Annotated in this window: 25 protein-coding genes; 8 read left to right on the top strand and 17 right to left on the bottom strand. The window is 69.3% G+C overall.

All coding sequences use genetic code 11. From position 1 onward, the window contains the following. Position 1 precedes the first annotated feature (1 nt). From rpsI to mdtD, 3 genes are all read left to right on the top strand, one after another. Positions 2–394 carry a 30S ribosomal protein S9 gene (rpsI, locus tag ABL844_RS28055; protein WP_126023695.1) on the top strand — a complete coding sequence of 131 codons (393 nt, stop codon included), beginning with the start codon at positions 2–4 and terminating at the stop codon, positions 392–394. Positions 395–580: 186 nt separating this feature from the next. Beyond that, entirely contained in the window at positions 581–946 is a 366-nt protein-coding gene (gene erpA / locus ABL844_RS28050) for an iron-sulfur cluster insertion protein ErpA (protein ID WP_019656358.1), read from the top strand. Positions 947–1,024: 78 nt separating this feature from the next. Next, entirely contained in the window at positions 1,025–2,452 is a 1,428-nt protein-coding gene (gene mdtD / locus ABL844_RS28045; RefSeq protein ID WP_126023694.1) for a multidrug transporter subunit MdtD, read from the top strand. 5 nt (positions 2,453–2,457) lie between these two features. Here the strand turns inward: mdtD and ABL844_RS28040 are convergent, their stop codons facing one another. Further along, positions 2,458–3,588: an anhydro-N-acetylmuramic acid kinase gene (locus ABL844_RS28040; RefSeq protein WP_418129703.1), complete on the bottom strand. Its 1,131-nt coding sequence runs from the start codon at positions 3,586–3,588 to the stop codon at positions 2,458–2,460. A 10-nt stretch (positions 3,589–3,598) separates the two neighbouring features. Further along, the gene (locus ABL844_RS28035) at positions 3,599–4,945 is read right to left on the bottom strand and encodes a M23 family metallopeptidase (protein WP_126023692.1); all 1,347 of its coding nucleotides are present in this window, start codon (positions 4,943–4,945) and stop codon (positions 3,599–3,601) included. Between the two features lie 184 nt (positions 4,946–5,129). On the opposite strand from ABL844_RS28035, the gene tyrS reads away from it, so the two are divergent. After that, positions 5,130–6,338, top strand: coding sequence for a tyrosine--tRNA ligase (gene tyrS / locus ABL844_RS28030; protein WP_418129702.1), 1,209 nt, complete (start codon positions 5,130–5,132; stop codon positions 6,336–6,338). A gap of 41 nt (positions 6,339–6,379) precedes the next feature. On the opposite strand, the gene ABL844_RS28025 is transcribed toward tyrS, so the two are convergent. Further along, positions 6,380–7,000: an OmpA family protein gene (locus ABL844_RS28025; RefSeq protein WP_369660734.1), complete on the bottom strand. Its 621-nt coding sequence runs from the start codon at positions 6,998–7,000 to the stop codon at positions 6,380–6,382. A gap of 11 nt (positions 7,001–7,011) precedes the next feature. After that, positions 7,012–7,599 carry a FecR family protein gene (locus tag ABL844_RS28020; RefSeq protein WP_184640865.1) on the bottom strand — a complete coding sequence of 196 codons (588 nt, stop codon included), beginning with the start codon at positions 7,597–7,599 and terminating at the stop codon, positions 7,012–7,014. Between the two features lie 153 nt (positions 7,600–7,752). Between ABL844_RS28020 and ABL844_RS28015 the strand changes: the two genes are divergently transcribed. Together ABL844_RS28015 and dtd are read left to right on the top strand one after the other, a co-directional pair. Then, positions 7,753–8,670 carry a cation diffusion facilitator family transporter gene (locus ABL844_RS28015; RefSeq protein ID WP_369660735.1) on the top strand — a complete coding sequence of 306 codons (918 nt, stop codon included), beginning with the start codon at positions 7,753–7,755 and terminating at the stop codon, positions 8,668–8,670. Beyond that, positions 8,667–9,110 carry a D-aminoacyl-tRNA deacylase gene (dtd, locus tag ABL844_RS28010; RefSeq protein ID WP_126023687.1) on the top strand — a complete coding sequence of 148 codons (444 nt, stop codon included), beginning with the start codon at positions 8,667–8,669 and terminating at the stop codon, positions 9,108–9,110. Before ABL844_RS28015 ends, dtd begins: the two co-directional genes overlap by 4 nt. A 16-nt stretch (positions 9,111–9,126) precedes the next feature. Here dtd and ybeY read toward each other — a convergent pair whose 3' ends face one another. Beyond that, positions 9,127–9,594, bottom strand: coding sequence for an rRNA maturation RNase YbeY (ybeY, locus tag ABL844_RS28005; protein WP_418118006.1), 468 nt, complete (start codon positions 9,592–9,594; stop codon positions 9,127–9,129). Between the two features lies 1 nt (position 9,595). Further along, positions 9,596–10,543 (bottom strand): PhoH family protein, encoded by a 948-nt coding sequence (locus ABL844_RS28000; protein ID WP_184640862.1) that lies wholly within the window; start codon positions 10,541–10,543, stop codon positions 9,596–9,598. A gap of 169 nt (positions 10,544–10,712) precedes the next feature. Here ABL844_RS28000 and ruvA point away from each other — a divergent pair, with 169 nt between their 5' ends. Continuing rightward, positions 10,713–11,285: a Holliday junction branch migration protein RuvA gene (ruvA, locus tag ABL844_RS27995; protein ID WP_126023684.1), complete on the top strand. Its 573-nt coding sequence runs from the start codon at positions 10,713–10,715 to the stop codon at positions 11,283–11,285. Between the two features lie 19 nt (positions 11,286–11,304). Here the strand turns inward: ruvA and ABL844_RS27990 are convergent, their stop codons facing one another. The 8 genes from ABL844_RS27990 to ABL844_RS27955 all read right to left on the bottom strand — a co-directional run bounded on the left by ABL844_RS27990 (position 11,305) and on the right by ABL844_RS27955 (position 20,877). Further along, positions 11,305–12,306, bottom strand: coding sequence for a Bug family tripartite tricarboxylate transporter substrate binding protein (locus ABL844_RS27990; RefSeq protein ID WP_418129701.1), 1,002 nt, complete (start codon positions 12,304–12,306; stop codon positions 11,305–11,307). Between the two features lie 45 nt (positions 12,307–12,351). Continuing rightward, positions 12,352–13,623, bottom strand: coding sequence for an alkyl sulfatase dimerization domain-containing protein (locus ABL844_RS27985; RefSeq protein WP_418122827.1), 1,272 nt, complete (start codon positions 13,621–13,623; stop codon positions 12,352–12,354). Then, a complete protein-coding gene (locus ABL844_RS27980; RefSeq protein WP_418129700.1) occupies positions 13,620–14,963 on the bottom strand; it encodes a DUF1254 domain-containing protein in 1,344 nt (447 codons plus the stop codon). The genes ABL844_RS27985 and ABL844_RS27980 overlap by 4 nt, the downstream gene beginning before the upstream one ends. Before the next feature lie 3 nt (positions 14,964–14,966). Continuing rightward, positions 14,967–16,349, bottom strand: a complete 1,383-nt coding sequence (locus ABL844_RS27975; RefSeq protein WP_418129699.1) for a DUF1254 domain-containing protein — start codon at positions 16,347–16,349, stop codon at positions 14,967–14,969. A 34-nt stretch (positions 16,350–16,383) separates the two neighbouring features. Beyond that, positions 16,384–17,337, bottom strand: coding sequence for a Bug family tripartite tricarboxylate transporter substrate binding protein (locus ABL844_RS27970; RefSeq protein WP_418120527.1), 954 nt, complete (start codon positions 17,335–17,337; stop codon positions 16,384–16,386). Between the two features lie 49 nt (positions 17,338–17,386). Next, positions 17,387–19,498 (bottom strand): acetate--CoA ligase family protein, encoded by a 2,112-nt coding sequence (locus ABL844_RS27965; protein ID WP_418129698.1) that lies wholly within the window; start codon positions 19,496–19,498, stop codon positions 17,387–17,389. A 23-nt stretch (positions 19,499–19,521) separates the two neighbouring features. Continuing rightward, positions 19,522–20,586: a porin gene (locus tag ABL844_RS27960; RefSeq protein WP_418129697.1), complete on the bottom strand. Its 1,065-nt coding sequence runs from the start codon at positions 20,584–20,586 to the stop codon at positions 19,522–19,524. A gap of 135 nt (positions 20,587–20,721) precedes the next feature. Then, on the bottom strand, positions 20,722–20,877 hold the full coding sequence (locus ABL844_RS27955; protein WP_354425458.1) for a hypothetical protein: 156 nt from the start codon (positions 20,875–20,877) through the stop codon (positions 20,722–20,724). Here ABL844_RS27955 and ABL844_RS27950 point away from each other — a divergent pair. Then, positions 20,876–21,487, top strand: a complete 612-nt coding sequence (locus ABL844_RS27950) for a Crp/Fnr family transcriptional regulator (protein ID WP_126023815.1) — start codon at positions 20,876–20,878, stop codon at positions 21,485–21,487. The two genes, ABL844_RS27955 and ABL844_RS27950, sit on opposite strands and share 2 nt — an antisense overlap. Positions 21,488–21,505: 18 nt before the next feature. Here ABL844_RS27950 and ABL844_RS27945 read toward each other — a convergent pair whose 3' ends face one another. From ABL844_RS27945 to ABL844_RS27935, 3 genes are read right to left on the bottom strand one after another with little or no spacing between them, the layout of a single operon-like run. After that, positions 21,506–22,108 carry a YdeI/OmpD-associated family protein gene (locus tag ABL844_RS27945; RefSeq protein WP_418129696.1) on the bottom strand — a complete coding sequence of 201 codons (603 nt, stop codon included), beginning with the start codon at positions 22,106–22,108 and terminating at the stop codon, positions 21,506–21,508. Beyond that, positions 22,105–23,061, bottom strand: coding sequence for a phosphatidate cytidylyltransferase (locus ABL844_RS27940; RefSeq protein WP_369660743.1), 957 nt, complete (start codon positions 23,059–23,061; stop codon positions 22,105–22,107). Before ABL844_RS27940 ends, ABL844_RS27945 begins: the two co-directional genes overlap by 4 nt. Further along, entirely contained in the window at positions 23,058–23,783 is a 726-nt protein-coding gene (locus ABL844_RS27935) for a lysophospholipid acyltransferase family protein (RefSeq protein ID WP_221297648.1), read from the bottom strand. Before ABL844_RS27935 ends, ABL844_RS27940 begins: the two co-directional genes overlap by 4 nt. Positions 23,784–23,785 lie beyond the last annotated feature (2 nt).

Below are 23,785 nucleotides of genomic sequence, written 5' to 3'. Positions count from 1 at the left end.
AATGATTGGTGAATGGAACAATGGCACCGGCCGTCGCAAATCGAGCGTCGCCCGCGTGTTTCTGAAAAAGGGCTCGGGCAAGATCACGGTCAACGGCAAGGACATCCAGGATTTCTTCGGCCGTGAAACCTCGATCATGATCGCGAAGCAACCCCTCGCGCTGACCAACAACCTCGAAACCTTCGACGTGATGGTCAACGTGCACGGCGGCGGCGAATCGGGCCAGGCCGGCGCTACCCGCCACGGCATCACCCGCGCGCTGATCGACTACGACGCAGCGCTGAAGTCGGTGCTGAGCCAGGCTGGCTACGTCACGCGCGATGCACGTGAAGTCGAACGTAAGAAGGTCGGTCTGCACTCCGCCCGTCGCCGCAAGCAGTTCAGCAAGCGCTGATCCGCTTCCTGCGAGCGAACAAGAGCCGCCTTCGGGCGGCTTTTTCGTTGGAGGCCCCTGGTACCGGGTTGCTCCGACCCCACTTGCAATGGGGTGCGAGCCGGCCATGGCCTGCCGGGATCGCGTCATTGCAGTAGGATTCGTTTCATTGGCCGCACATCCGGCCCCCCAAGGAGTTATTAGCCCATGAGCGCCGTAGCCGAAAACATCCAGACCCAGATGCCCGAGCCGATCATCTTCACCGACAGCGCGGCAGCCAAGGTGGCCGACCTGATCGCCGAAGAAGGCAACCCCGACCTCAAGCTGCGCGTGTTCGTGCAGGGTGGCGGCTGCTCCGGCTTCCAGTACGGGTTCACCTTCGACGAGATCACCAACGAAGACGACACCACCATGACCAAGAACGGTGTGTCGCTCCTCATCGATGCCATGAGCTACCAGTACCTGGTCGGCGCAGAGATCGACTACAAGGAAGACCTGCAAGGCGCCCAGTTCGTGATCAAGAACCCGAACGCCACCAGCACCTGCGGCTGTGGGTCGAGTTTCTCGGCCTGATGCCTGGATGCCGCTGACCAGCCTCCCCCCAGAAAGCCGCCTTCGGGCGGCTTTTTCGTTCCCGTTTCCTTTCGCGCCATGACGACTCCCGAGGCTGAGCCCGCCGATCAACCCGTTCGCAGGAGCCTGCTGTGGCTCGTGGCCGTCGGCTTCTTCATGCAGACGCTCGACGCGACCATCATCAACACGGCGCTGCCCGCGATGGCCGCGAGCCTGGGCGAGAGTCCGCTGCGCATGCAGTCGGTGGTGGTGGCCTACGCGCTCACCATGGCGATGCTGATCCCCGCCTCGGGCTGGATCGCCGACCGCTTCGGCACCCGGCGCATCTTCTTTTCGGCCATCGTGCTGTTCGCGCTGGGCTCGGTGCTGTGCGCGCTGTCGCACAGCCTGGGCCAGCTGGTGGCGGCGCGGGTGGTGCAGGGGCTCGGCGGAGCGCTGCTGCTGCCTGTCGGGCGGCTGTCGCTGCTGCGCACGGTGCCGCGCGGGGAGTTTCTCCAGGCGATGAGTTTCGTGGCCATCCCGGGGCTGATCGGGCCCCTGCTGGGCCCCACGCTGGGCGGGTGGCTGGTGCAGTACGCCTCCTGGCACTGGATCTTCCTGATCAACGTGCCCGTGGGGCTGGCCGGTTGCATCGCCACGCTGAAGTACATGCCCGACCTGCGGGGCGCGGCGCTCAAGCGCTTCGACAGCGTGGGCTACGCGATGCTGGCCTTCGGCATGGTGGCGATTTCGCTCGCGCTCGACGGCGTGGGCCTGCGCCAGGGCGGGGTGATGGTGGTGCTGATCTTCGGCTTCGCGAGCATCGCCGGCTACTGGCTGCGCGCCGCGCGCACGCCCGAGCCGCTGTTCGCGCCCTCGCTCTTCCACGTGCCCACGCTCAGCATCGGCCTGATCGGCAACCTGTTCTCGCGGCTGGGCAGCAGCTGCATGCCCTTCCTGGTGCCGCTGCTGCTGCAGGTGTCGATGGGCTACTCGCCGGTGCACGCCGGGCTGATGATGCTGCCGATCGCGCTGGCCGGCATGGCCATGAAGCGCTTCGCCACGCCGTTGATCACCCGCCATGGGTACCGCAAGGTGCTGGTGGTCAACACCATCCTCGTCGGCTGCACCATGGCCAGTTTCGGGCTCACGGCGCCGGGCCAGCCGATGGCGCTGCACGTGCTGCAGCTGCTGGCCTTCGGCGCGGTCAATTCGCTGCAGTTCACGGCCATGAACACCATCACGCTGAAGGACATGGACGGCAGCACGGCCAGCAGCGGCAACAGCCTGCTGTCGATGGTGCAGATGCTCGCGATGAGCATGGGCGTGGCCGCCGCGGGCGCGGTGCTGGCGGGCTACAACGGTGTCTTCGGCACCGACACGCCGGCCCATACGCTGGATGCCTTCCAGGCGACTTTTGCGACCATGGGGCTCATCACGATCGCTTCCGCGCTCATCTTCTGGCATCTGCCCTCGGAGGTGCGTGCGCCGCACCCGGCGCAGCCGGAGGTTTCCGGCCAGGGCTGATCGGGTCAGGCGGGGTAGATCGCGCCCAGCACCCGGGCGCCGCGCGCGCCGGTCACGCTGGCGAGGTTGCCCGGCTCGCGGCGCACCGTTGCGCGGGCAAGCCAGGCGAAGGCGGCGGCCTCGACCTGCAGGGGCGGCAGCCCGTGATCGGTGGAAGCCGCGACCGTCACGCCTGGCAGCAGGGCGCGCATCCGGGCGAGCAGGTGGTCGTTCAGCGCGCCGCCGCCGCAGACGATCAGCAGCTTGCTATCTTTTCCGTAGCTCTTGAGGTCCGCCGCGCAAGCATGCGCGGTCAGTTCGGCCAGCGTGGCCTGTACGTCTTCGGGCGCCATGGCCGCGGTGCCGAGCTGCGCGGCCAGCCAGGCGGGGTTGAACAGGTCGCGGCCGGTGCTCTTGGGCGGGGTCCGGGCGAAATACGGGTCGGCCAGAAGCTGCGCGAGCAGGCCGGGCAGCACCTTTCCACTGGCCGCCCACTGGCCGCCGCGGTCGAAGGGCTGGCCCTGATGGGCCTGGCACCAGTGGTCCATCAGCGCGTTGCCGGGGCCGCAGTCGAAGCCGAGCACCGTGGGCGCGCCTGCCGGCCGGTTGGTGGCCGGCAGCAGGCTCAGGTTGGAAATGCCTCCGATATTCAGCACCGCAACCGTCTCGTCCGGCCTGCCGAACAGCGCGCGGTGGAATGCCGGCACCAACGGTGCGCCTTGGCCGCCGGCCGCGAGGTCGCGGCTGCGGAAGTCGGCCACCACGTCGATGCCGCTCAGCTCGGCCAGCAGCGAGGGGTTGTTGATCTGCAGCGTGTAGCCGACTTCGTCGAACTCGAGCGGCCGGTGCCGCACGGTCTGGCCGTGCGCGCCGATGGCGGTGATCGCGCCGGCATCGGTGCCGCTGTCGGCCAGCAGCTGGGCGACGACGCCGGCGTAGGCGCGGGCCAGGCCGTTGCCGGCCAGCGCCGCGCGGTGGAGTTCGTTGTCGCCCGGCGTGTTCAGCGCCAGCAGCTCGGCGCGCAGTGCCACCGGAAACTGGGCTGTGGCGTAGGACTTGACCGCGATGCGGCCGCCCGAAAAGTCGGCTAGCACGCCATCGACGCCGTCGAGCGAGGTGCCCGACATGAGGCCGATGAAAAGCTCCTCGGCCGCCATCGCCGGGAGGTCAGTCGGCGCTGGCCTGGATGACGGAGAAGGCCGCGGCCAGCTCGGTGCGCGCGCCCACGGCAACGCGCTCGAAGGCGGGACGCATGGCGGCGGTGATCGGAGCACCGCCTTCCTGTGCGATGGAGGCTGGGTCCTGGTAGACGCCGCCCACGCGGAATTCGAAGTGCAGGTGCGGGCCGGTGGCCCAGCCGGTGGAGCCCACCGCGCCGACCGTCTGGCCCTGGCTCACCGCTTGGCCGGCCTTGACGTCGATGCGGCTCAGGTGAGCGTATGCCGTCTGCTGGTTGTTGCGGTGGTTGATGATGACGATGTTGCCGTAGCCGTTCTGCGTGCCGGCGAAGTCGACCGTGCCGTCGCCGACCGAGCGCACCGAGGTGCCGGTGGGCGCTGCGTAGTCGATGCCGTTGTGCTGGCGCCAGCTGTTCAGGATCGGATGCATGCGCATCGCGAAGCCGCTGGACACGCGCGAGAACTCGACCGGCGTCGCCAGGTAGGCCTTGCGCAGGCTGTCGCCGTTCGGGCGGTAGTAGCTGCCCTTCTGGCCCGCGCCCGGGGGCTGGAACCAGACGGCCTGGTGGATCTTGCCGTTGTTCTCGAACTCGGCCGACAGCACGCGGCCGCTGCGCAGCGCCTGCCCGTCGGCTTCGAAGGTCTCGTACACCACGGCGAAGCGGTCGCCCTTGCGCAGGTTGCGCACGTCGACGTCGCCCGCGAAGATGTCCGCGAGCTGGCTGGCCACTGCGTCGGGGATGCGCGAGTCGTCGGTGGCGGCGAAGAGCGAGGTGCGGATGGTGCCGCTCGCCAGGCGCGTGCCGGGGGTGAGCGAATCGCGCTCGGTGACGCCCGAGAAGCCGGTGGGCGTGCGCTCGATGACGAAGCGCTTGAAGCCGCCGTCGCCGTCGGGAATCCAGCGGGCGCTGAGCTTCTTGAGCTGGTTTTCCTGCGTGGCCTCGGCCGTCACGGTGCGGCCGGCACGCGAGAAGAGCGCGTTGCGGGCCTCGACGCTGCCGCGCACGAAGGCGGTGGCGGCCGGGTCGGAGATGCCCAGGCGCTTCATGAGCGCATCGGCCGTGTCGCTGGAGCGGGTGACGTCGGTGCGGAAGAGGGTGAAGCTGAAGTTCTCGAGCGATTCGCTCTGGTCGGCGAACGAGACGGGCGCCGTGGCTTCGAGGATCTGGTGGACGGGGAGGTCGGATGCGTCGGGGCCCAGGGAGGCCACCGCGAGGGTGCCGGCGCTCAGCAGCGCGCCCGCGATGATCGCGGTGATCTGCCTGGGGTACGTCCGGAATGTGTAAGCCACGCGGGAAGCGAGAAGCTCCTCGGCGGCAAGGATGCCGTTGATCAAACTATGAATTCCAGCTCAGGTTCTGCAGGTCCGTGCTGCAAGGCCCAGTAACGTTCAGGGCGGCAGGAGACGGTGCGGAAAGAGCGCCGCTTAGAATTCGGCGCTAGAAAAGTCGGGCTGAGTATAGCTTCGGCACCCCAAAAATCAGCTAAAAAAGCCCGTAAAGGCCGATTCTGTTACATCCATGAGCCTCTCGAATAGTGTAGGACGCGCGCTCGAAATCTCCCTCCGGGGCGCCGACGAGCTGCTGCCGCAGGACGAATGGGTGCGCAAGCTCCAGCGCTCCGAAGCCACCGGAACCCCGCTGCGCATCAAGCTGGGCCTGGACCCCACCGCGCCGGACATTCACGTCGGCCATACCGTGGTGCTCAACAAGATGCGCCAGCTGCAGGACCTGGGCCACCGGGTGATCTTCCTGATCGGCGACTTCACCACCACCATCGGCGACCCCTCCGGCCGCAACAGTACCCGCCCGCCGCTCACCCGCGAGCAGATCGAGGCCAACGCCCAGACCTACTACAAGCAGGCCAGCCTTGTGCTGGATCCCGAGAAGACCGAGATCCGCTACAACTCCGAATGGAGCGACCCCCTGGGCGCCCGCGGCATGATCCAGCTGGCCGCCAAGTACACGGTGGCCCGGATGATGGAGCGCGACGATTTCAACAAGCGCTTCAAGGCCGGCCAGTCGATCTCGGTGCACGAATTCCTCTACCCGCTGATGCAGGGCTACGACTCGGTCGCGCTCAAGAGTGACCTGGAGCTGGGCGGCACCGACCAGAAGTTCAACCTGCTCGTCGGCCGCCATCTCCAGCAGGAATACGGCCAGGAACCGCAGTGCATCCTCACTATGCCGCTGCTGGAAGGGCTCGACGGCGTCGAGAAGATGTCCAAGAGCAAGAACAACTACATCGGCATCAGCGAAGACGCCAACACCATGTTCGCCAAGGTGCTGTCGATCTCCGACGACCTGATGTGGCGCTGGTACACGCTCCTGAGCTTCCAGTCGCTGGAGCAGATCGCGGCGCTGAAGGCCGAGGTGGAGGGTGGGCGCAACCCGAAGGACGCCAAGGTCGCGCTGGCCAAGGAAATCACCACCCGCTTCCACAGCGCGGCGGTGGCCGATGCGGCCGAGCAGGACTTCATCAACCGCAGCAAGGGCGGCGTGCCGGACGAGATTCCGGAGGTGTCGCTCTCGGGCGCCCCGCTGGGCATCGCCCAGGTGCTCAAGCAGGCGAACCTCGCGCCCTCGACCTCGGAAGGCAACCGCCTGATCGACGGTGGCGGCGTGCGCATCGATTCCACCGTGGTCAGCGACAAGGCGCTGAAGCTGCCTGCAGGCAGCTACGTGGTTCAGGTCGGCAAGCGCAAGTTCGCGCGCGTGACCCTGAACTGATCGCCCTCCGGGGCGACCTGCTCGATCCCTCTCATATCTAATTAGCGGACCTCGATGGTGACGCGCCGGTTGCGCGGCTCGTCCACGTCGTCGGCGGTCTGGATGGCGAGGTCTCGTTCGCCGCGGCCCACGGCCTCGATGCGGTTGGCCGGGAACTGGCGCTCCACGAAGAGCTGGGCCACTTCCTGCGCGCGGCGGCGCGACAACTCGTCGTTCTGGTCGCCGTTGCCCTTGGTGTCGGTGTGGCCGGTGACCACGATGTCGCCGCCGCTGCGCGCCAGCGCCGCCGCCAGCGCCTCGCTCATGATCTGCTGCGACGCCGCCGTCAGCGTGGTGCCGCCGAGTTCGAAGTACACCGTGTAGCGCTGCGGCGGGGGCGGGCGCATGTCGAACAGCGGCTTGTTCTCCGCCTGCACCTTGGCCGGATCGACGTTGTCGACCACCGGTGCGCCCTTGGCGCCGACCGCGGCCGTGGCGCGCTGGTAGGGCGTGGAGAGCACTTCCTCGCCGTCCTTGGCGCGAACCACCACCGCCGAGGGCCTGCCGTCGGCCTGCGGCAGCAGCACCACACGCGTGCCGGGCGTGGAGCAGGCGGCCAGAAGCGCTGCGGCCAGCGTGGCCGCGAGAAGGGAGGGGAAACGGGAGGATTGGAGTTTCGGCATCTGCGTCTTCATCATGGCTGGCCGTCGGCTTGCACGATGAAGTCGGTGCCGCGTATGCCGATGGTGGCGGTCTGCGTCTCGACCCGAACCGCGTCGGGGTTGGTCTTGCCGATGAGGCCGGTGATCATGCGCATCGAGCCGCGCAGCAGCGACAGCAGGATGCCGCCCTCGCGCGTGGTGCCGTCGAAATGGAATTCCTTGAGATCGAGCCGCGAGGAGGGGCCGACCACCAGCGTCGTGTCGTCGCGCAGCACCACGGCGGCGGAGGAGTCGGGGCCGGTCACGATGCGGTCCACGGCGCCCAGCGCGTCACCGGGGCTGGCGGTGCGGGCGGCGCCCGCGCCGTTGAGCAGCTGGACGTTGCCGCGCACCGACTTCACGAAGCCGGCCTGGAGATCGGCCTTGGCGGCGGCAGCGGCGGGCACTGGAGCCGGCACGGCTGCTGCGGGAGCAGGCGCTGCTGGAGCGGGAGCAGGTGCCGGAGCGGGAACAGTCGCGGGGGAGGCCGCGGGTGCGGCCGGCGGCGTCTGGGCCTGCGCCAGCATGGCGGCTCCCGCGATGGCGAGGCCGCCGAGGGCGGTCACGAGGTTTTTCATCATCTGGCTCTCTGCGAATAACAGTTGCGCAACGTTTGCCAAACATTATTAATGCGAAGGCGTTACATATGGACACGAGGCCGATAATTCAGGCTGTTTCTGCGGTCTTTTACCGCTTTTCGCGTTGCTTCCTGCTCCATTCCTGATGGCATTTGCATGATGTTTACCCCTAAGACGCTGCTGCGCGCCTCGATTGCCGTGGCTTTGATCACGATCGCGCTCAAGGGTTTGGCCGGCTACATGACCAACTCCATGGGCCTGATCTCGGACGCCATGGAGTCCTTCGTAAACCTCGCGAGCGCCGTCTTCGCGCTGGCCATGGTGACCATCGCCGAGCGGCCGGCCGACGATGGCCACCCCTATGGCCACCACAAGGCCGAATATTTCTCCTCGGGCTTCGAAGGCATCCTGATCGTCGGGGCCGCCGTCGCCATCCTCTGGGTCTCGGTGCAGCGCCTGCTGTCGCCCCAGCCGCTGGAGCAGCTGGGCTGGGGCCTGGCGCTGTCGGTGCTCAGCTCGGGCTTCAACGCGGGGCTGGCCTTCCTGCTGTTCCGCGCGGCGCGCGCCCACCGCTCGATCGCCCTGGAGGCCGACGGCCGCCACCTGATGGCCGACGTCTGGACCTCCGCCGCCGTGCTGGTCGGCATCGTCGGCGTGATGCTCACCGGCTGGCTCTGGCTCGACCCAGTGCTGGCCATCGGCGTCGCGCTGAACATCGCCCGCGAGGGCGTCAAGCTGGTGTGGCGCTCCTCGCAGGGCCTGATGGACAAGGCCCTCGACCCCGAGACCCTCGCCACCGTGCGCGCCACCATCGACGCCTTCGCTACCCGCGTGCCCGAAGGCAGGCGGCTGCGCTTCGACGACATGGTCACGCGCAGCGCCGGCCAGCGCCGCTTTGCCGACCTGCACATGCACGTACCCGGCGACTGGACGCTGCAGCACGCCGCCAGCATGCGCGACGAACTCGAGCAGGCGCTCATGGACGCCGTGCCCGGCCTGCGCGTCACCATCCAGCTGTTGCCCCTGACCATGGAAGCCCGCGCCACCCAGGCCGGCGAACATCACCCCCTATGAAAGCCGTTCTCCAGCGCGTGGCGAATGCCCGCGTAGACATTTCCGGCCGCACCGTCGGCGCCATCGATGCGGGCCTGCTCGTGCTGCTGTGCGCCGAGCGGGGCGACGTCGACGCGCTCGCCGACCGCATGCTCGCCAAGATCCTCAAGCTGCGCATCTTTGCCGACGAGGCCGGCAAGATGAACCGCAGCGTGCAGGACATCGGCGGCGGCCTGCTGGTGGTGAGCCAGTTCACGCTGGCGGCCGATGCGAGCGCCGGCAACCGCCCCAGCTTCATCCAGGCCGCGCCGCCCGACGAAGGCCGGCGCCTCTACGAATACTTCGTGGCGCAGGCCCGCGCCGCGCACCCGGTGGTGGCCACCGGCGAATTCGGCGCCGACATGCAGGTGCACCTGCTCAACGACGGGCCAGTCACGATCCCGCTGCAGATGACGGCGTAGCGCCGCGGCCCGCTGCCTACTTGCCGTAGGGGCTGCGGATGCCCAGCCCCGCGAGGATCTCGATCTCGTACGCCTCCATCTCGTCGGCGTCGGCCTCGCTGGTCTCGTGGTCCCAGCCCTGCGCATGCAGCGCGCCGTGCACCAGCAGGTGGGCGTAGTGGTCGGCCAGCGTCTTGCGGTTCTCCTTCGCCTCGCGCGCGACCACCGGCGCGCACAGCACCAGGTCGGCCATCACCAGCGGGCCCTGCGCATAGTCGAATGTGAGCACGTTGGTCGCGTAGTCCTTGCCGCGGAACTCGCGGTTCAGTCGCTGGCCTTCGTCGGCATCGACGATGCGCACCGTGATCTCGCCATCGATGTCGAGTGCATGGCGTATCCAGCGCGTCACGCTGTGGCGCGGCAGCGCGGCGCGATGGCGCTCCACGCCCTTGAAGCGGCCGAACTGCAGCGAGAGCGAAAGCGCCGGGAGCTTCGATGCCGCCATCTCAGTGGCCTCCCGCGCGCTTGCGCTGGCCGTCGTAGGCATCGACGATCTTCGCCACCAGCGGATGGCGCACCACGTCCGCGCTGGTGAAGTGCGTCATGGCGATGCCGTTCACCCGCTTGAGCACGCGCTCGGCGTCGATCAGGCCGCTCAACTGGTTCTTGGGCAGGTCGATCTGGCTCACGTCGCCCGTCACCACCGCGCGCGCGCCGAAGCCGATGCGCGTCAGGAACATCTTCATCTGCTCCGGCGTGGTGTTCTGCGCCTCGTCGAGGATCACGAAGGCGTTGTTCAGCGTGCGCCCGCGCATGAAGGCCAGCGGCGCGATCTCCAGCGCGTTGCGCTCGAAGGCCTTCTGCACCTTCTCGAAACCCATCAGGTCGTAGAGCGCGTCGTACAGCGGCCGCAGGTAGGGGTCGACCTTCTGCGTCAGGTCGCCGGGCAGGAAGCCCAGCCGCTCGCCCGCTTCCACCGCCGGGCGCGTCAGCACGATGCGCTGCACTGCCGCACGCTCCAGCGCGTCGACCGCGCAGGCCACAGCCAGGTAGGTCTTGCCGGTGCCGGCCGGGCCGATGCCGAAGGTGATGTCGTGCTTGGCGATGTTGTCGAGGTAGATCGCCTGCGTGGGCGTGCGCGGGCGCAGGTCGCCGCGGCGGGTGACGAGCATCGCCACGTCCTCGTCGCCTTCGAGCATGCCGCCGTCGCCGGCCAGCGTGAGCTGCACCACCGCAGCGTCGATAGGCCGCTGGGCGATCTCGTAGAGCGCCTGCAGCACGTCCATGGCCCGCTGCGCGGGGGCCTTGGGGCCGTCGACCTTGAACTGCTCGTGGCGGTGCGCGATCTTCACGCCCAGCGCGTCCTCGATGCGGCGCAGGTGCGCGTCCAGAGGGCCGCACAGGTGGCTGAGGCGCGAATTGTTCAGGGGGGTAAAGGTGTGTCGCAGAATCACGCGGTATCCATTTCCATCTAATCGGCAGCCCTATGCAAGACCAGCCACGCTCGAAAAAACGCAGTCCAAGGCGGGGAACACCGCGGAACCGGCTTCGCCGGGCCGCCGGTGTCGCCCCCTTGAGGGGGGAAGCGGCTACACGAAGTGAGCAAGCAACGGGGGGGAGCCAATGATAGGCAAACTGACCGGCATTCTGGCGGAGCGCAATCCGCCGCAGGTGGTGGTGGACTGCAACGGCGTCGGCTACGAAGTCGACGTGCCGATGAGCACGTTCTACAACCTGCCGAACGTCGGCACCAAGGTGTCGCTGCTCACGCACTTCGTCGTGCGCGAGGACGCGCAGATTCTCTACGGCTTCGGCACGGCGGAAGAGCGTGCAGCCTTCCGCCAGCTCATCAAGATCACCGGCGTGGGCCCGCGCACCGCGCTGGGCCTGCTCTCGGGCATGAGCGTAGGCGAGCTCTCGCAGGCGATCACCACGCAGGAGCTGGGCCGGCTGGTGAAGATCCCGGGCATCGGCAAGAAGACGGCCGAGCGGCTCCTGCTGGAGCTCAAGGGCAAGCTCGGCGCCGACATCGGCCTGCCGGCGCACGCCGCCTCCGACGCGCAGGCCGACATCCTGCAGGCGCTGGTCGCGCTGGGCTACAGCGACAAGGAAGCCGCGCTCGCGCTGAAGGCGCTGCCCAAGGATGTGGCGGTGAGCGAGGGCATCAAGCTGGCGCTGAAGTCGCTGGCCAAGTAAGGCGGGCGCGGCCGGGGCTTCACTCCAGCGTGAGCCCGATGTCCTTCACCAGCACGCTCCAGTCGTGCAGGTCCTTCTGCATCGTCGCGGCGAACTGCTCGGGCGTGTTCTGCGGCAGGTCGGTGAAGTTCAGTTCGCGCAGCCGTTGCACCACGGCCGGGTCCTTCAGCACCTGGTTCACCGCCGCGTTGAGCTTCTTCACGATGGCCGGCGGCGTCTTCGCGGGCGCCAGCACGCCGTACCACGAGTAATTGCCGAAGGGGTAGCCGGCCTCGGTCATCGTCGGCACGTCGGGCAGCATCGGGATGCGCGAGGGGCCGCTGTTGGCCAGCGCCTTCAGGCGCCCGGCGCGCACCAGCTCCACCGTGGACGACATGTCGGCGAAGGCCGCATCCACCTGCCCGCCCATCAGGTCCTGCACGCAGGGGCCGCTGCCCTTGTAGGGCACGTGCGTCATCGACAGGCCGGCCTGCTTCCCGAGGCTCTCCATCGCGAGGTGGCCGCCGGAGCCGCTGCCCCACGAGCAATAGTTGAGCTTGCCGGGGCGGGCCTTGGCATAGGCGACGAATTCCTTGAGCGTCTTCACCGGCAGGTCCGGCCGCACCAGCAGCAGGTTGCCGCCGCGTCCGATCTGCGCCACCGGCGCGAAGTCCTTCAGCGGGTCGTAGGGCAGCTTCCTGTAGAGGCTGGGGTTCACCACCATCGCCGCCGCGTAGGTGAACAGCAGCTTGTAGCCGTCGGGCGTGGCGCGCGCTGCGAGTTCGGTGCCGAGGATGCCGTTGGCGCCCGGGCGGTTGTCGATGATGAAGGGCTGCTTCAGCGACTTGGAGAGCGCGTCCGCGATCAGCCGCGAGATGGTGTCGGTGCCGCCCGCCGCCGCCGTCGGCACGATCAGCGTCACCGGCTTGTCGGGATACGCGTCGGCACTGCCCTGCGCATGGCCGGAGGCTGCGGCCCATGCCGCGAGCGCCCCCACGGCCAGGGTGCGCAGATGGCGTCGGAGGAGTGTTGTGCTTCTCATGTCTTGTCTCCTGGTCTCTCTACTCTCTATCTATCCACCTGTTTGTCAGTGGATGCCGAAGCGCGCCTGCGTTCCCTGCTCGATCATGTCCGCGCCCACGCGATACAGGTTGCGCGAGACGTAACTCGGCACCTGCCGCGCGCGCTCGCGCAGCCATTCGGCCTTCAGCGAGCGCGCCTCCACGATCTCGGGCGCGTCGCCCTCGGCCGTGGCCAGCAGGTCGATCACGTGCAGCGCGAGCTGCCAGCGGCCTTCCTTCGCGAAGCCGCACGCCCGCACGATCACGCCGCGCTTGTCGGTGATGGCCTCCGCCACGGCCCGGCCGATGGCCTCCGGCGCCTCGGGATGCAGCGAGGTCGGGTTGCGGTCCCACCAGCCGTTCTCCGAGCGGTAGATGTCGCGCACGATGTAGCCGGGGTCGCCATAGGTGGGCTTCATCCACTCGACGCCGAACAGCTCGTCGGGAAAGCGCATGCGCGCCAGCACGCCGCGCTCGTTGTGCCCCTCGTTCATCAGCCGCACGACCTCGGCGCGCAGCCAGCGCAGCGCGCGCGCGGTGTGCGTGAGCACGTGCCGCACCTGCTCCTCGCCTTCGAGCGTGGCGCCGAACTCGCGCACCGCCTTGCGCGCACCGAGCGCGGCGAGCGCTTCGAGCGTGTCGGCCCAGCGCACCGTGTCGCGCATCGTGCGAAACGGCGTGCCGATGTTGGGAATCGAGTCGATCAGCGCCGCGCCGCCGTACAGCACGCGCTGCGACGGGCTCCACAGCGCGATCGCATCGTCGGTCTCCGAAGGTGCCCAGCGCAGCTCGATGCGGCTGTCGCCCTGGCCGATCTGCAGCCGGTCGTCGAAGATCTCCGTGGGCGGATGCATGGCGAGCCGGTGGTCGAAGAAACCGGCGGGCCGGTTGAACTGGATCTCCGCCATGCGGTGCTGCAGCGTCTCGGTCTCGCGGTAGCGCGCGTGGCGCTTCGGCACGTTGCGGTGCGCGATGACGCGCGGCGGCGCATCCCCGCGCTGCGCGGCATGCGCGAGCCACATCGGCACGCCGGAGTTGTAGCCCACGTGCCCGTGGCTGAAGCACAGCGCATGCAGCGGCGCGTTGCTGATCTGGCGCACCGCGTCGATCATGCCCTGCGTCACCGCGCCGCCCGGCCCGGCGTCGATCACCACGAGGCCGGCATCGGTCTCGGCCACGAAGGACTGTCCCTGCCCGCGCAGGATGTGCAGCCCCGGCGCAACCGTCTCGGTGCCCGTGCCGACGATGAGGAAGGGCTTTTCCTGTTCAGTGTTGCCCGTACTGTTGTTGGTGCTCATGCGGCCTCCGCGATACGCACCAGCGCCGGCAGCGCATAGCGGCCGTCCAGCATTTCCTCGCGCGGCATGTAGGCGCGCAGGCACAGGTAGAAATCGCCGGGGGGCGCCGGCAGCCAGTTCGCGCGCGCGGTCTCGCCCTCGGGGCTCGCATGCTGGATGTGCAGCGTGAGCCCGCCGTCCGCATCGCGGCGCAGCGCCGGCGTGCGGTCGCCGATGGCGTAGCGGTCGATGGGGTTGTCCACCAGCATGTAGTCGCGGCTGTCGTACATCGTGAGCGACCAGAAGGCTTCGACCGGCGGCAGCGCGCCCGGCGCGAAGCGCAGTGTGTAGCGGCCGCTGCCCTCGAGCTTGCGCCCCGTGGCGTCGTGCCAGGCCAGCGGATAGGTCGCCTCGCGGCTTTCGAGCATGCCGATGTACTTGAGCGCCACCAGCGCGCGCGCCAGGTGGTCGTCGCCGAAGCTGCCTTCGACCAGCGGCATCTGCACCCAGCCCGAAGGCGCCGTGGTGCCCGACTGCGCATTGCGCAGGCGCGGCAGCACGGCATCGAGCGCGTCCTGCAGCAGGCCGAGCTGCGTTTCGTCGGGCGTGCCGGCATCGGGGCCCAGCCCGAGCCGCGCGAAGCGGGCGAGCACAGCGGCATCGCGCGCGGGCGGCAGGTTCTCGCGCAGCGCGCGGTTCACCTGGGTGGCGAAGTTCTCGGCGCCCAGCGGCGCCTTCGGGTCGCAGGCCGGGTCGAAGTGCTTCGACATCGATGCCGCCTTGCCGGCCCGCCAGTCGCCGAGCGTGCGCACGACGAAGCCATCCTGCAGCGCATTGACTGCGGGCACGTCGCCCGGCCCGTCGACCAGGATGCGGCCGATGACCCACAGCCAGCGCGTCGGCGCCTCGATGTGCGAGCCGGGTTGCGCGAACGCGGCCGGCACTTCCCCGCGCCAGCCCGGAGGCGTGACGAGGAAGGAGCGCGCGGCCGTGCCCGTGAGCCGCTGGCCGATATGCGCGAAGGGGTTCGTGTAGAAGTCCAGCAGGCCCAGCACGTAGTAGCGCCCGGCCGTGTCGGGCACGTCGATCACCAGCGGGCCGTCGCCCAGGTCCAGCCATGCGTTGGTGTAGAGCGTGTCGTTGTTCGGCGTCACCACGCGGCTCTTGCCCGCTCCCAGCAGCTGGCGCGCGTGGGTGAACACGTTGCACCAGCGATGGGGCTTGGGCGCTTCGCCGGCGCTGTCGGTGCGTTGCGGCGAGGTGGCGGCGCGCATGCGGCTCATCTCGTATAGCGGAAAGGCGTAGACGACGGCCTTCTCGGCCAGCGTGCGCAGTTCGTCGTCGATGGTTGTCGTCTGCATCGCTCAGGCCTCCCGCGCCTGCAGGGCGGGAATGCGCCAGCTCTGCACGCCTTCGCGCGGGTAGTACATGCGCAGGATCAGGTAGAAGCGGCCGGCCGGCGCGGGCAGCCAGTTGGATGTGTCGGCCGGGCGCGCGTGGCTCAGGCTGAGCTCCAGGCTGCCGTCGGCCGCGCGCTTCAGTCCGGGCGTGCGGTCGCCGATCGCGTGGCGCCTGATCTCGTTGGGGTAGAGAAAACGGTCGGCGTCGTAGAGCGTCACCGACCAGAAGGCATCTGCGGGCGGCAGGTCATCGGCCTCGAAGCGCATCGTGTAGCTGCGCTGGCCGTCCAGCGGCTCCTGCTTTTCGTCGTAGTGCGCGGCGGCGTACACCGCCTCGCTGGTGGCCAGCGCGCCCAGGCCCAGGTAGGCGGTGCGGGCGCGGCCGAGGAACTCGTTGCCGTAGCGGCCGGTGGAAGGCGTCATCGACCAAGGCTTGGGGCGGCGGTTGCGGCCCGCGGCACCTACCAGCTGCACGCCTTCGGCGAAGCCTTCGATCAGCCCTTCGCGCGCGGGCTCGTCCAGCGTGTCCCACGAGAAGGCGGCGTCCGGCCGCAGCCCGGCCTGGCCGAACCAGGCGACCAGCGCGCGGTCTTCCACGCGGCCCGGCGCCTCCGCGAGCTCCAGGCACATGTTGATGAAGAAGCGCGGCGCCACCTGCGCGGCCGGCTCACCGTTCTCGAAGGCGGCGGCCATGGCATCCACCGCCGGGCCGTCCCAGTGTTCGACGGCGGCGGGCCGTTCCTGCAGCACTGTGCCGGGGGCGGGCTCCAGCCTGATCTCGGACTGCAGCGCGCGCGCGGCCGGCCAGTCACTCTCGTCGCCGACGAGGATGCGGCCGATCAGCCAGACGAGGTCGGTCGGGCAGCGCACCACGCGGTGGCCCGCGAGCGATGCCGGCACCGTGCCGCCGGGGCCGACGAGCACCACCGTCTCGCCCTCGGGGTTGCAGTTGCGTGGCCCCAGGTTCTCGAAGTTCTCGGTGTAGGCGTCATACAGCGGCAGCACGAAGTAGCGGCCCGGGTGGCGCGACGACGCGGGCACGGTCAGCAGCATCGGCCCCTGCGCCAGGTGCACCCAGGCGATGGTGTAGAGCAGGTCGTTGGCTGGCGTCACCACGTCGCGGTCTTCATCGGTGGAAGGGCGCGGCGCATGGTGCAGCGTGTTCACCGGCGCGCGCACGTCCGAACCGTGCGAGGCACCGGTGCGGCGCTCACCCCGGGGCGCGGTCTGCATCGCGCAGGTGCGGTAGGTCTCGGTGAGCGGATAGCCGTAGACGAAGGCAGCCAGGCCGATGGAGCGGGCCAGCGCCTTGCGCGCGGCAGTGACGGTGGAATCGGGAGCGGTCATCGGGATGTCTCTTTGCTGGAGTTCATGGATCGGTTCAATCGAGCTTCACGCCCGTGGCCTGCGTGAGCCGCAGCGTCACGGGAAGGAATGCCTTGTAGGCAGCGGTGGCCTCGGCCGGCAGGTTGCCCACCGGCTCGGCGCCGAGTTCCTCGATGCGGCGGCTGACCTCGGGCTGGCGGATCACCGCGCTGACTTCGCGCCCCAGCCGCTCGACCACCGCGTCGGGCGTCTTCGCGGGCGCCATCAGCGAGGTCGGGCCGGTCAGCGCATAGACCTCGTCGGCGTAGCCCTGCTCGGCGAAGGTCGGCACGTCGGGCAGCGCCTTGGCGCGGCGCGGGCCGGCCACCGCGAGCGCACGCAGCTTGCCGGCCGCGATGTACGGCTGCAGCGTGGTGACCGAGCCGACCGTCATGTTGATGACGCCGCTGATCAGGTCCACCGCCATCGGGCTCTCGCCCTTGTAGGGCACGTGCAGCGTCTGTAGGCCGTAGGTCTTGTCCATGTAGACCTGGATCTGGTGCGGCTGCGTGCCCGGGCCCCACGAGCCCATCGTGTACTTGCCGGGCGCTGCCTTCACCGTGGCGATGAGGCTCCTGAAGTCCTTCGCCGGCACGGAAGGATGCACCGCCAGCACGGTGCGCGTGGTGGCGATGTCCGAGACCATGCGCAGGTCGGTGCGCGGGTCGTAGGGCAGCTTGCTGTAGAGCACCATGTTCGCGGTGACCGGGCCCGGCACCGTCAGCAGCAGCGTGTAGCCGTCGGGCGCGCTCTTTGCGACGTAGTCGGTGCCGATGATCCCGCCCGCGCCGCTGCGGTTCTCGACCACCACCGGCTGGCCCAGCCGCTTCGACAGCCCCTCCGCCACGATGCGCGCGAGGATGTCGGTGGAGCCGCCCGCCTGGTACTGCACGACGATGCGCAGCGGCTTCGACGGAAAGGGCGCTTCGGCGTGCGCGATGGCGGCGCCCATGCCGAGGATGCCGAGCATGGCAAGTTGTCTCTTCGATGTCGTCATGCGGTCTGTCTCCCGTGGTTGTTCATGCGGCGCGTCCGACGATCAGCGCATCGACCGCCACGCAGCCGCCGTCGGCCCGCGGCCGCGCGATCAGCGGGTTGATCTCGGCGCTGTCGAGCGAATCGCCTGCGCGCAGCGCGAAGCCCGCCAGCGCGCACAGGGCATCGGCGATCGATTCGAGATCGACCGGCGCCCGCCCGCGCGCGCCGTGGAGGATCGCGAAGGCGCGCAGCTCGCGCACCATGGCCAGCGCGTCGTCGCGCGTGATCGGCAGCGCGCGCAGCGACACGTCGCGCAGCGTCTCGACGTGGATGCCGCCCAGGCCGAACATCAGCACCGGCCCGAACACCGGGTCGCGGTGCACGCCCGCGATGCATTCGACGCCGCCGGTCAGCATGCGCGCCACCAGCGCGCCGTCGAGCCGCGCATCAGGCCGTGCCGAAAGGGCATGGTCGCGCGTGCGCTCGAAGGCCTCGCGCGCCTGCGCCGCGCCGCGCAGCCCGAGCGCCACGCCGCCGACGTCCGACTTGTGCGGGATGTCCGCGCTGACGATCTTCACCACCACCGCGTCGCCGATGGCCTCGGCGGCTGCGGCTGCCTCGTCGGCGCTGCGCACCACCCGGTGCTCGACCACCGGCACGCCGGCCTCGGCAAGCAGCGCCAGCGCGTCGGGCTCGGACATGGCGCCGGGGGACAGCTTCAGCGGATTCGAGGCGAGAGCCGGGACCGTCGAAGGCCGCACGCCGGTCTTCAATCCGGCCAGCGCGGCGATCGTGCGGATGCCGTCCGAGGGATCGGCGAACACCAGGCAGCGCATCGCTTCCAGCTCCGCGCGGCGCTCGGGCGCCAGCAGCGTGCTGATGGCCAGCAGCGTGTCGGGATAGGCCGCGCGCAGCGAGCCCACCAGTTCGCGCAGCACCGGCCAGAAGGCGTCCGACGCGCCCGCGGCCGCGAGGAAGCCCATCCACGATGAGAAGCCCCGGTCGTCGAGCATCACACGGGCGCTGCGCTCCAGCAGGCTCATGTCGTTGGTGACCTGCCCGGTGATGTCGACCGGGTTGCGCGGCGCCGCGAAGGGCACCCAGCTGCGCAGCGTGTCCTGTGCCGCATCGCTGAGCGGCTGCACGTCCAGGCCCTGCGCCGAGGCCTCGTCGGCCATCAGCGCGCCCACGCCGCCAGAGAGCGTGAACAGGCCGATCGAGCGGTCGCGCGGCCGGCCGGCCACGGCCGCGCTGTGGGCCAGGTCGAAGAACTCGGTGAGATTGCGCGCGCGCAGCACGCCGTACTGGCGGAACACAGCGTCATACACCGCGTCGTCGCCTGCCAGCGCGGCGGTGTGCGAGGCCGCGGCCTGCGCGCCAAGCGCCGTGCTGCCGACCTTGACCATCACCACCGGCTTGCCGTTCGCCTGCGCGAGGGCCAGCGCGGCGCGCAGGCGAGGGCCGTCGCGGCAGCCTTCCATGTAGCCCATGATCACGTCGGTGGCCGGGTCCTGCGCCAGCCAGGCGAGGCAGTCGGCGAACTGCACGTCGGCCTCGTTGCCGGTGGTGGCCCACAGCGACAGGCCCACGCCGCGCGCCCGCGCCATCGAGTACGCATACGCGCCGAACGCGCCCGACTGGCTCACCAGCCCGATGCGCCCTGCCGCCACGCGGCCCACGCCGGGCGCCGGCGAGAAGGTCGCGTAGACATGGCGCGCGATGTTCATGAAGCCCAGGCAGTTGGGCCCGATGAGCCGCACCCCGGCCGCGCGCGCCTTGTCGCCCAGCCGCGCCTGCGCGGCCGCGCCCTCGGCGCCGGTCTCGGCGAAGCCCGACGAGAACAGCACCACGCCCTTCACCTTCGCGGCGATTGCGTCGTCGAGCGCGCCGTCGACCAGCGCGGCGGGCACGGCGAGGATGGCCAGATCCACCGGCTTGCCGATGGACCGCAGGTCGGGCCAGGCCTGCAGCTCCTGGATGCGCCCGGCGTTGGGGTTGACCGGGTAGAGCGCGCCGTCGAAGCCGAAGCGGCGCTGGTAGTCGATGGGGATGCCGCCGATCTTCTGCGGGCTGGACGAGGCGCCGACCACCGCGATGGAGCTTGGCGCGAACAGGGCCGAGAGCGATTCGGCCTGGGACGAGAAGAAATCCATGGATAGAGGAAAGAGGAGCGGTTTCAGAAGTTGTGGCGGATGCCGGCGGCGAGCACGCGCACGCCGGCGCCGCTGTCGGGCGCGACGGCGATGGTCGCGAGCGAGGCCGAGGCACCGTGCCGGTTGAGCAGGCGCAGCCAGCGCGCATAGAGCACGGTGCGCTTGCTCAGGTAGTAGTCGTAGCCCAGCGTCCAGGCCAGCTGTGCGCGCCCAGTGCCGTCCACCTTGCGCTGCATGGCCTCGAACATCAGGTTCGAGGCGGGCGTCACGTTGTAGGTGACGCCCAGGCTCGCGAGCTTCGCCGTGGGCACGCGCGGCAGGTTCGAGCTGTTGCGCACGTAGTTGGCATAGAACTGCAGCCCGATGTCCGGCAGCTCGTAGGCGCCGCTCAGTGCCTGGTAGGTGGTGGTGGCCGGTTCGGCAACGGGCGCGGCGGCCGAGCCGGAGCGCGCGCGCTGGAAGGCGTAGGCGATGTAGTAGGGCTTGCGCGACCAGCCCAGGCTGCCGCCGTAGAAGTTGCCGCTCTGGTGGCTGGGCGCGCTCGATTCGCCCGGCGCGTAGGCGATGTCCGCGAAGAAGTCGCTGCTGGCCGGCGTGCGGTAGCGCACCATGTTGCTGGCACGCGCGGCGAAGGGCGTGAGCCCCGGCTGCGCGTCGGTGGCGGCCACCAGGTTGATCGGCGAGAACACCGAGTTCACGCCGTACGGGTCGGCCTTGAACAGCGTGTAGAACATCGGCGTGTACATGCGGCCCGCATCGATCTGGCCCCACGGTCCCGACAGGCCCACGAAGGACTGCCGGCTGAACGACATGGCCGGCCCGGGCAGCGTGCCGTTGCCGGTGTCGGGCGCGAAGCCGCTTTCGAGCGTGAAATGCGCGCTGAGCCCGCCGCCGAGGTCCTCGGTGCCGCGAAAGCCCAGGCGCGAGGCGGTCTGGCCGCCATCTTCGAGCCGCTTCGACGAGGTGATGCCCGACTTGGCGAAGGCCATGTAGAGGTCGACCGTGCCGTAGATGGTCACGCTGCTCTGGGCCAGGGTGAGCGAGGAGTAGGCCGCCAGCGCGAGGCCGGCGGCGGCTGTCTTCTTCATGTGCTGCTTGTCTCCGGTAGGGCTTGCCGCATGCGGATGCATGGCGGTGCCGCTTGTGTGCTTGTGGATGTCCGGTGCTTACGATAGAAATGACGCCCTCCCGAATCTGTCAACGCTTTGACAGATTCATGAACATCACGGCAGGGAGAACCCGCTGACCCGATCGCCCCGCTCCACCCCCAGGAACGCCGAAGAGAGCGCCGCGCTCATCGAGCGCGCACTGCGCTGGAACGAGCTGTTCTCGCGCTGGCCCGACGCGCGCCGCACCGAGCTCATGAAGTCCGCGCGCATGGAGCGCTACAGCCGGCGCACGCAGGTGCTCGCGCACGACCGCCACCGGCGCGAGCTGCTGGTGGTGGTGTCGGGCTGCCTCGAGATCAGCAGCATGAGCGCCAACGGCCGCAAGTACGTCAACGCACTGCTGGGCCCGGGACAGGTGGCGCCGCTGGTGCGGCTGCTGGAAGACGTTCCGCTGGCCTACGACTACCACGCGCACGAGGATTCGGTGATCGTCCACCTGCCCAGCGACGCGGTGATCGCGGTGCTCGACGCCGAGCCGGTGCTGTGGCGCGACGTGGCCAAGCTGGGCCTGCAGCGCCAGCGGCTGAGCATCGTGCTGCTGCAGAACCAGATGCTCAACTCGATCCACGGGCGTGTGGCGGCCACGCTGATGAGCCTGGTCCACTTCTACGGCGGGCAGGGTCCTGGAACCGCAGAGGACGCCGGGGGCCCGCTGGTGCGGCTGTCGCAGAACGACCTGGCGGCCATGCTGGGCCTGTCGCGCCAGACCATCAACAAGGAACTGGGGCGCCTGGTGGAAGAGGGCGCCATCGACATGCGCTACAAGCGCATCCGCATCGTCGATGCGGACCGGCTGGCGCGCATCGCCGCCGGCACCTGAGGAGGAGCCGGATGAGGCTCAGGGGTGGATCCTCTCGCCCTTGGCGAGCATCTCCACGAACTGCGCGATGCGGCGCGCGCGGGTCTCGGGTTTCTTCGCGCCCTGGATGCGGAACAGCACCGCGAAGCGGTTGCGCGAATCGAGCGTGGCGAAGAACTTCGCGGCCTTCTTGTTGGCGTCGAGCGCGGCCTGCAGGTCGGGCGGCACCGTCGCGGCGCTGACGCCCTCGTAAGCCGCCTCCCAGCGGCCGTCGGCCCTGGCGCGTTCGATCTCGCCATGGCCGGCCGGCTGCATGCGGCCTTCCTCGATGAGCTTGAGCACCTTGGCGCGGTTGATCTGCGACCAGATGCTGCGCTTGGTGCGTGGCGTGAAGCGTTGCTGGAAGTACTGCGCGTCGTCGCTCCTGCGCTGGCCGTCGATCCAGCCCCAGCACAGCGCTTCTTCGAGCGCGGCGGCGTAGTCGACGGAGGCGATGCCGCTGTCCTTCTTCGCGATGCGCAGCCATATTCCGGCGGCGCTGGCGTGGTGGCGCCCGAGCCAGCGCGCCCACGCGGCTGCGTTGGCGCACTCCAGGGGCGCCTCGTGCACGACGCGCTCTTCTTGCTCTCGCGCCTTGCTCATGGCACCCACCAGTAGCGCAGCGCGTGGAAGTAGATGGGCGCCGCGAAGATCACCGAGTCGAGCCGGTCGAGCATGCCGCCATGGCCCTCGATCATCGAGCCCCAGTCCTTCACGCCGCGGTCGCGCTTGATGGCCGACATCACGAGCCCGCCGAAGAAGCCCATGAGGCAGATGGTGAGCGCCATCAGCGCCGCCTGCCATGGGTTGAAGGGCGTGGCCCAGTACAGCGCCGCGCCCAGCGCGGTGGCGCTGGCCACGCCGCCGACCAGGCCTTCCCATGTCTTGGAGGGCGAGAGCTCGGGCGCCACCTTGCGCTTGCCGAAGAGCTTGCCCCACACGTACTGCAGCACGTCGCTGCCCTGAACCACGATCACGAGGAAGGCGATCAGCAGCAGGTTGCGGCCCTCGAAGCCCGGAATCTGCAGCGTGAGCAGCGCGGGCACGTGGCTGATGCAGAACACGCACACCATCAGCCCCCACTGGATCTTCGAGGTGCGCTCCAGGAAGCGCCGCGTGTCGCCGCCCACCGCCGCCAGAATGGGCAACAGCAGGAAGGCGTAGACGGGGATGTAGATGGCGTAGAGCCCGTACCAGTCGATCCAGATCAGGAAGTACTGCCCCGGCAGCGCGAGGTAGAAGGCCAGCGCGATCGGCGCATGGTCGCCGCGGCGCGTGTAGGCCAGGCTGATGAACTCGCGCAGCGCGTAGAACGAGATCAGGTAGAACAGGACGATCACGCCGCCCTTGCCGAAGGCGAAGGCGATGCCGATCACCGCCACCATCACCCACCACGCGTTGACGCGCGAGTTGAGGTTGTCGATCACGGAGTGCGGCTGGCCGTGCGCCACCTTCCACTTGAGCAGCGCGCCGATGGCCGAGGCCAGCACCAGCACGCCGGCCACGCCGCCGAAGAGCTTGAGCGTGGTCCACGCGAAGGGAGAGAGCTCGATCATGCTGCGGCTCCTCCGTTGCCGTTCTGGCTGCCGGCCGTACCGTTCTCCTCGATGCGGTCGTACTCGGGCCGCAGGTCGAGCATGGCGGCGCGAGCGCGGGCAATGAAGCTGGTCTTGTCCTCGCCCTCTGCCAGCGAGATCGGCGCTCCGTAGCGCACCGTGCACGCCAGCGGAATCGGCACCAGCGTGCCCTTGGGCAGCACGCGCTTGAGGTTCTCGATCCACACCGGCACCAGCCGCACGTTGGGGCAGGCGCGCGCCAGGTGGAAGAGGCCGCTCTTCAGGGGCAGCAGGATCTCGTCGCCGGTGTTGCGCGTGCCCTCGGGGAACATGATGAGCGAGTCGCCAGCGTCCAGCGCCTGCTTCATCTGCTCCACCGGGTTCTCGCCCTGGCCCGAGCCGTCGCGGCGGATCATCAGCGCGTTGAACACGTCGATGCCGATGAACTGCCTCAGCTTCGAGGCCATCCAGTAGTCCTGCCCCGCCACCGGCCGCGTCAGCGCGCGCAGGTCGGGCGGCAGGGTGGCCCACAGCAGCACGAAGTCGCCGTGGCTGGTGTGGTTGGCGAAGTACAGCGTCTGCTCGGCCTTGGGCGTGGTGCCCGACCAGATGGCGCGCACGCCGGTCAGCAGCCCCGCCGCGCCGATGATGAGCTTGCCCGCCACGATGGCGAGCCCGCGCCGCAGCACGGTGCTTTCGGGCTTGTCCGTGCTATCGCTCAAAG

It is taken from the genome of Variovorax sp. 278MFTsu5.1 (genome assembly GCF_048305045.1).
In the GTDB taxonomy this organism is placed as follows: Bacteria; Pseudomonadota; Gammaproteobacteria; order Burkholderiales; family Burkholderiaceae_C; genus Variovorax; species Variovorax guangxiensis.
This window is presented reverse-complemented; position numbering and strand designations above follow the sequence as displayed.

What these genes read in the sequence shown, in the direction of transcription:
- ABL844_RS27980 (WP_418129700.1), bottom strand. Translation starts at nt 14,963, where the DNA reads ATGCAGACGACAACCATCGACGACGAACTGCGCACGCTGGCCGAGAAG.
- ABL844_RS28025 (WP_369660734.1), bottom strand. Translation starts at nt 7,000, where the DNA reads ATGCCGAAACTCCAATCCTCCCGTTTCCCCTCCCTTCTCGCGGCCACG.
- ABL844_RS28020 (WP_184640865.1), bottom strand. Translation starts at nt 7,599, where the DNA reads ATGATGAAAAACCTCGTGACCGCCCTCGGCGGCCTCGCCATCGCGGGA.
- ABL844_RS27975 (WP_418129699.1), bottom strand. Translation starts at nt 16,349, where the DNA reads ATGACCGCTCCCGATTCCACCGTCACTGCCGCGCGCAAGGCGCTGGCC.
- ABL844_RS28040 (WP_418129703.1), bottom strand. Translation starts at nt 3,588, where the DNA reads ATGGCGGCCGAGGAGCTTTTCATCGGCCTCATGTCGGGCACCTCGCTC.
- erpA (WP_019656358.1), top strand. Translation starts at nt 581, where the DNA reads ATGAGCGCCGTAGCCGAAAACATCCAGACCCAGATGCCCGAGCCGATC.
- ABL844_RS27940 (WP_369660743.1), bottom strand. Translation starts at nt 23,061, where the DNA reads ATGATCGAGCTCTCTCCCTTCGCGTGGACCACGCTCAAGCTCTTCGGC.
- ABL844_RS27955 (WP_354425458.1), bottom strand. Translation starts at nt 20,877, where the DNA reads ATGCGCGCGGACTTCATGAGCTCGGTGCGGCGCGCGTCGGGCCAGCGC.
- ABL844_RS27970 (WP_418120527.1), bottom strand. Translation starts at nt 17,337, where the DNA reads ATGCTCGGCATCCTCGGCATGGGCGCCGCCATCGCGCACGCCGAAGCG.
- tyrS (WP_418129702.1), top strand. Translation starts at nt 5,130, where the DNA reads ATGAGCCTCTCGAATAGTGTAGGACGCGCGCTCGAAATCTCCCTCCGG.
- ABL844_RS27990 (WP_418129701.1), bottom strand. Translation starts at nt 12,306, where the DNA reads ATGAGAAGCACAACACTCCTCCGACGCCATCTGCGCACCCTGGCCGTG.
- ABL844_RS27945 (WP_418129696.1), bottom strand. Translation starts at nt 22,108, where the DNA reads ATGAGCAAGGCGCGAGAGCAAGAAGAGCGCGTCGTGCACGAGGCGCCC.
- ABL844_RS27965 (WP_418129698.1), bottom strand. Translation starts at nt 19,498, where the DNA reads ATGGATTTCTTCTCGTCCCAGGCCGAATCGCTCTCGGCCCTGTTCGCG.
- rpsI (WP_126023695.1), top strand. Translation starts at nt 2, where the DNA reads ATGATTGGTGAATGGAACAATGGCACCGGCCGTCGCAAATCGAGCGTC.
- ruvA (WP_126023684.1), top strand. Translation starts at nt 10,713, where the DNA reads ATGATAGGCAAACTGACCGGCATTCTGGCGGAGCGCAATCCGCCGCAG.
- mdtD (WP_126023694.1), top strand. Translation starts at nt 1,025, where the DNA reads ATGACGACTCCCGAGGCTGAGCCCGCCGATCAACCCGTTCGCAGGAGC.
- ybeY (WP_418118006.1), bottom strand. Translation starts at nt 9,594, where the DNA reads ATGGCGGCATCGAAGCTCCCGGCGCTTTCGCTCTCGCTGCAGTTCGGC.
- ABL844_RS28015 (WP_369660735.1), top strand. Translation starts at nt 7,753, where the DNA reads ATGATGTTTACCCCTAAGACGCTGCTGCGCGCCTCGATTGCCGTGGCT.
- ABL844_RS27950 (WP_126023815.1), top strand. Translation starts at nt 20,876, where the DNA reads ATGGAGCGCTACAGCCGGCGCACGCAGGTGCTCGCGCACGACCGCCAC.
- ABL844_RS27985 (WP_418122827.1), bottom strand. Translation starts at nt 13,623, where the DNA reads ATGAGCACCAACAACAGTACGGGCAACACTGAACAGGAAAAGCCCTTC.
- dtd (WP_126023687.1), top strand. Translation starts at nt 8,667, where the DNA reads ATGAAAGCCGTTCTCCAGCGCGTGGCGAATGCCCGCGTAGACATTTCC.
- ABL844_RS27960 (WP_418129697.1), bottom strand. Translation starts at nt 20,586, where the DNA reads ATGAAGAAGACAGCCGCCGCCGGCCTCGCGCTGGCGGCCTACTCCTCG.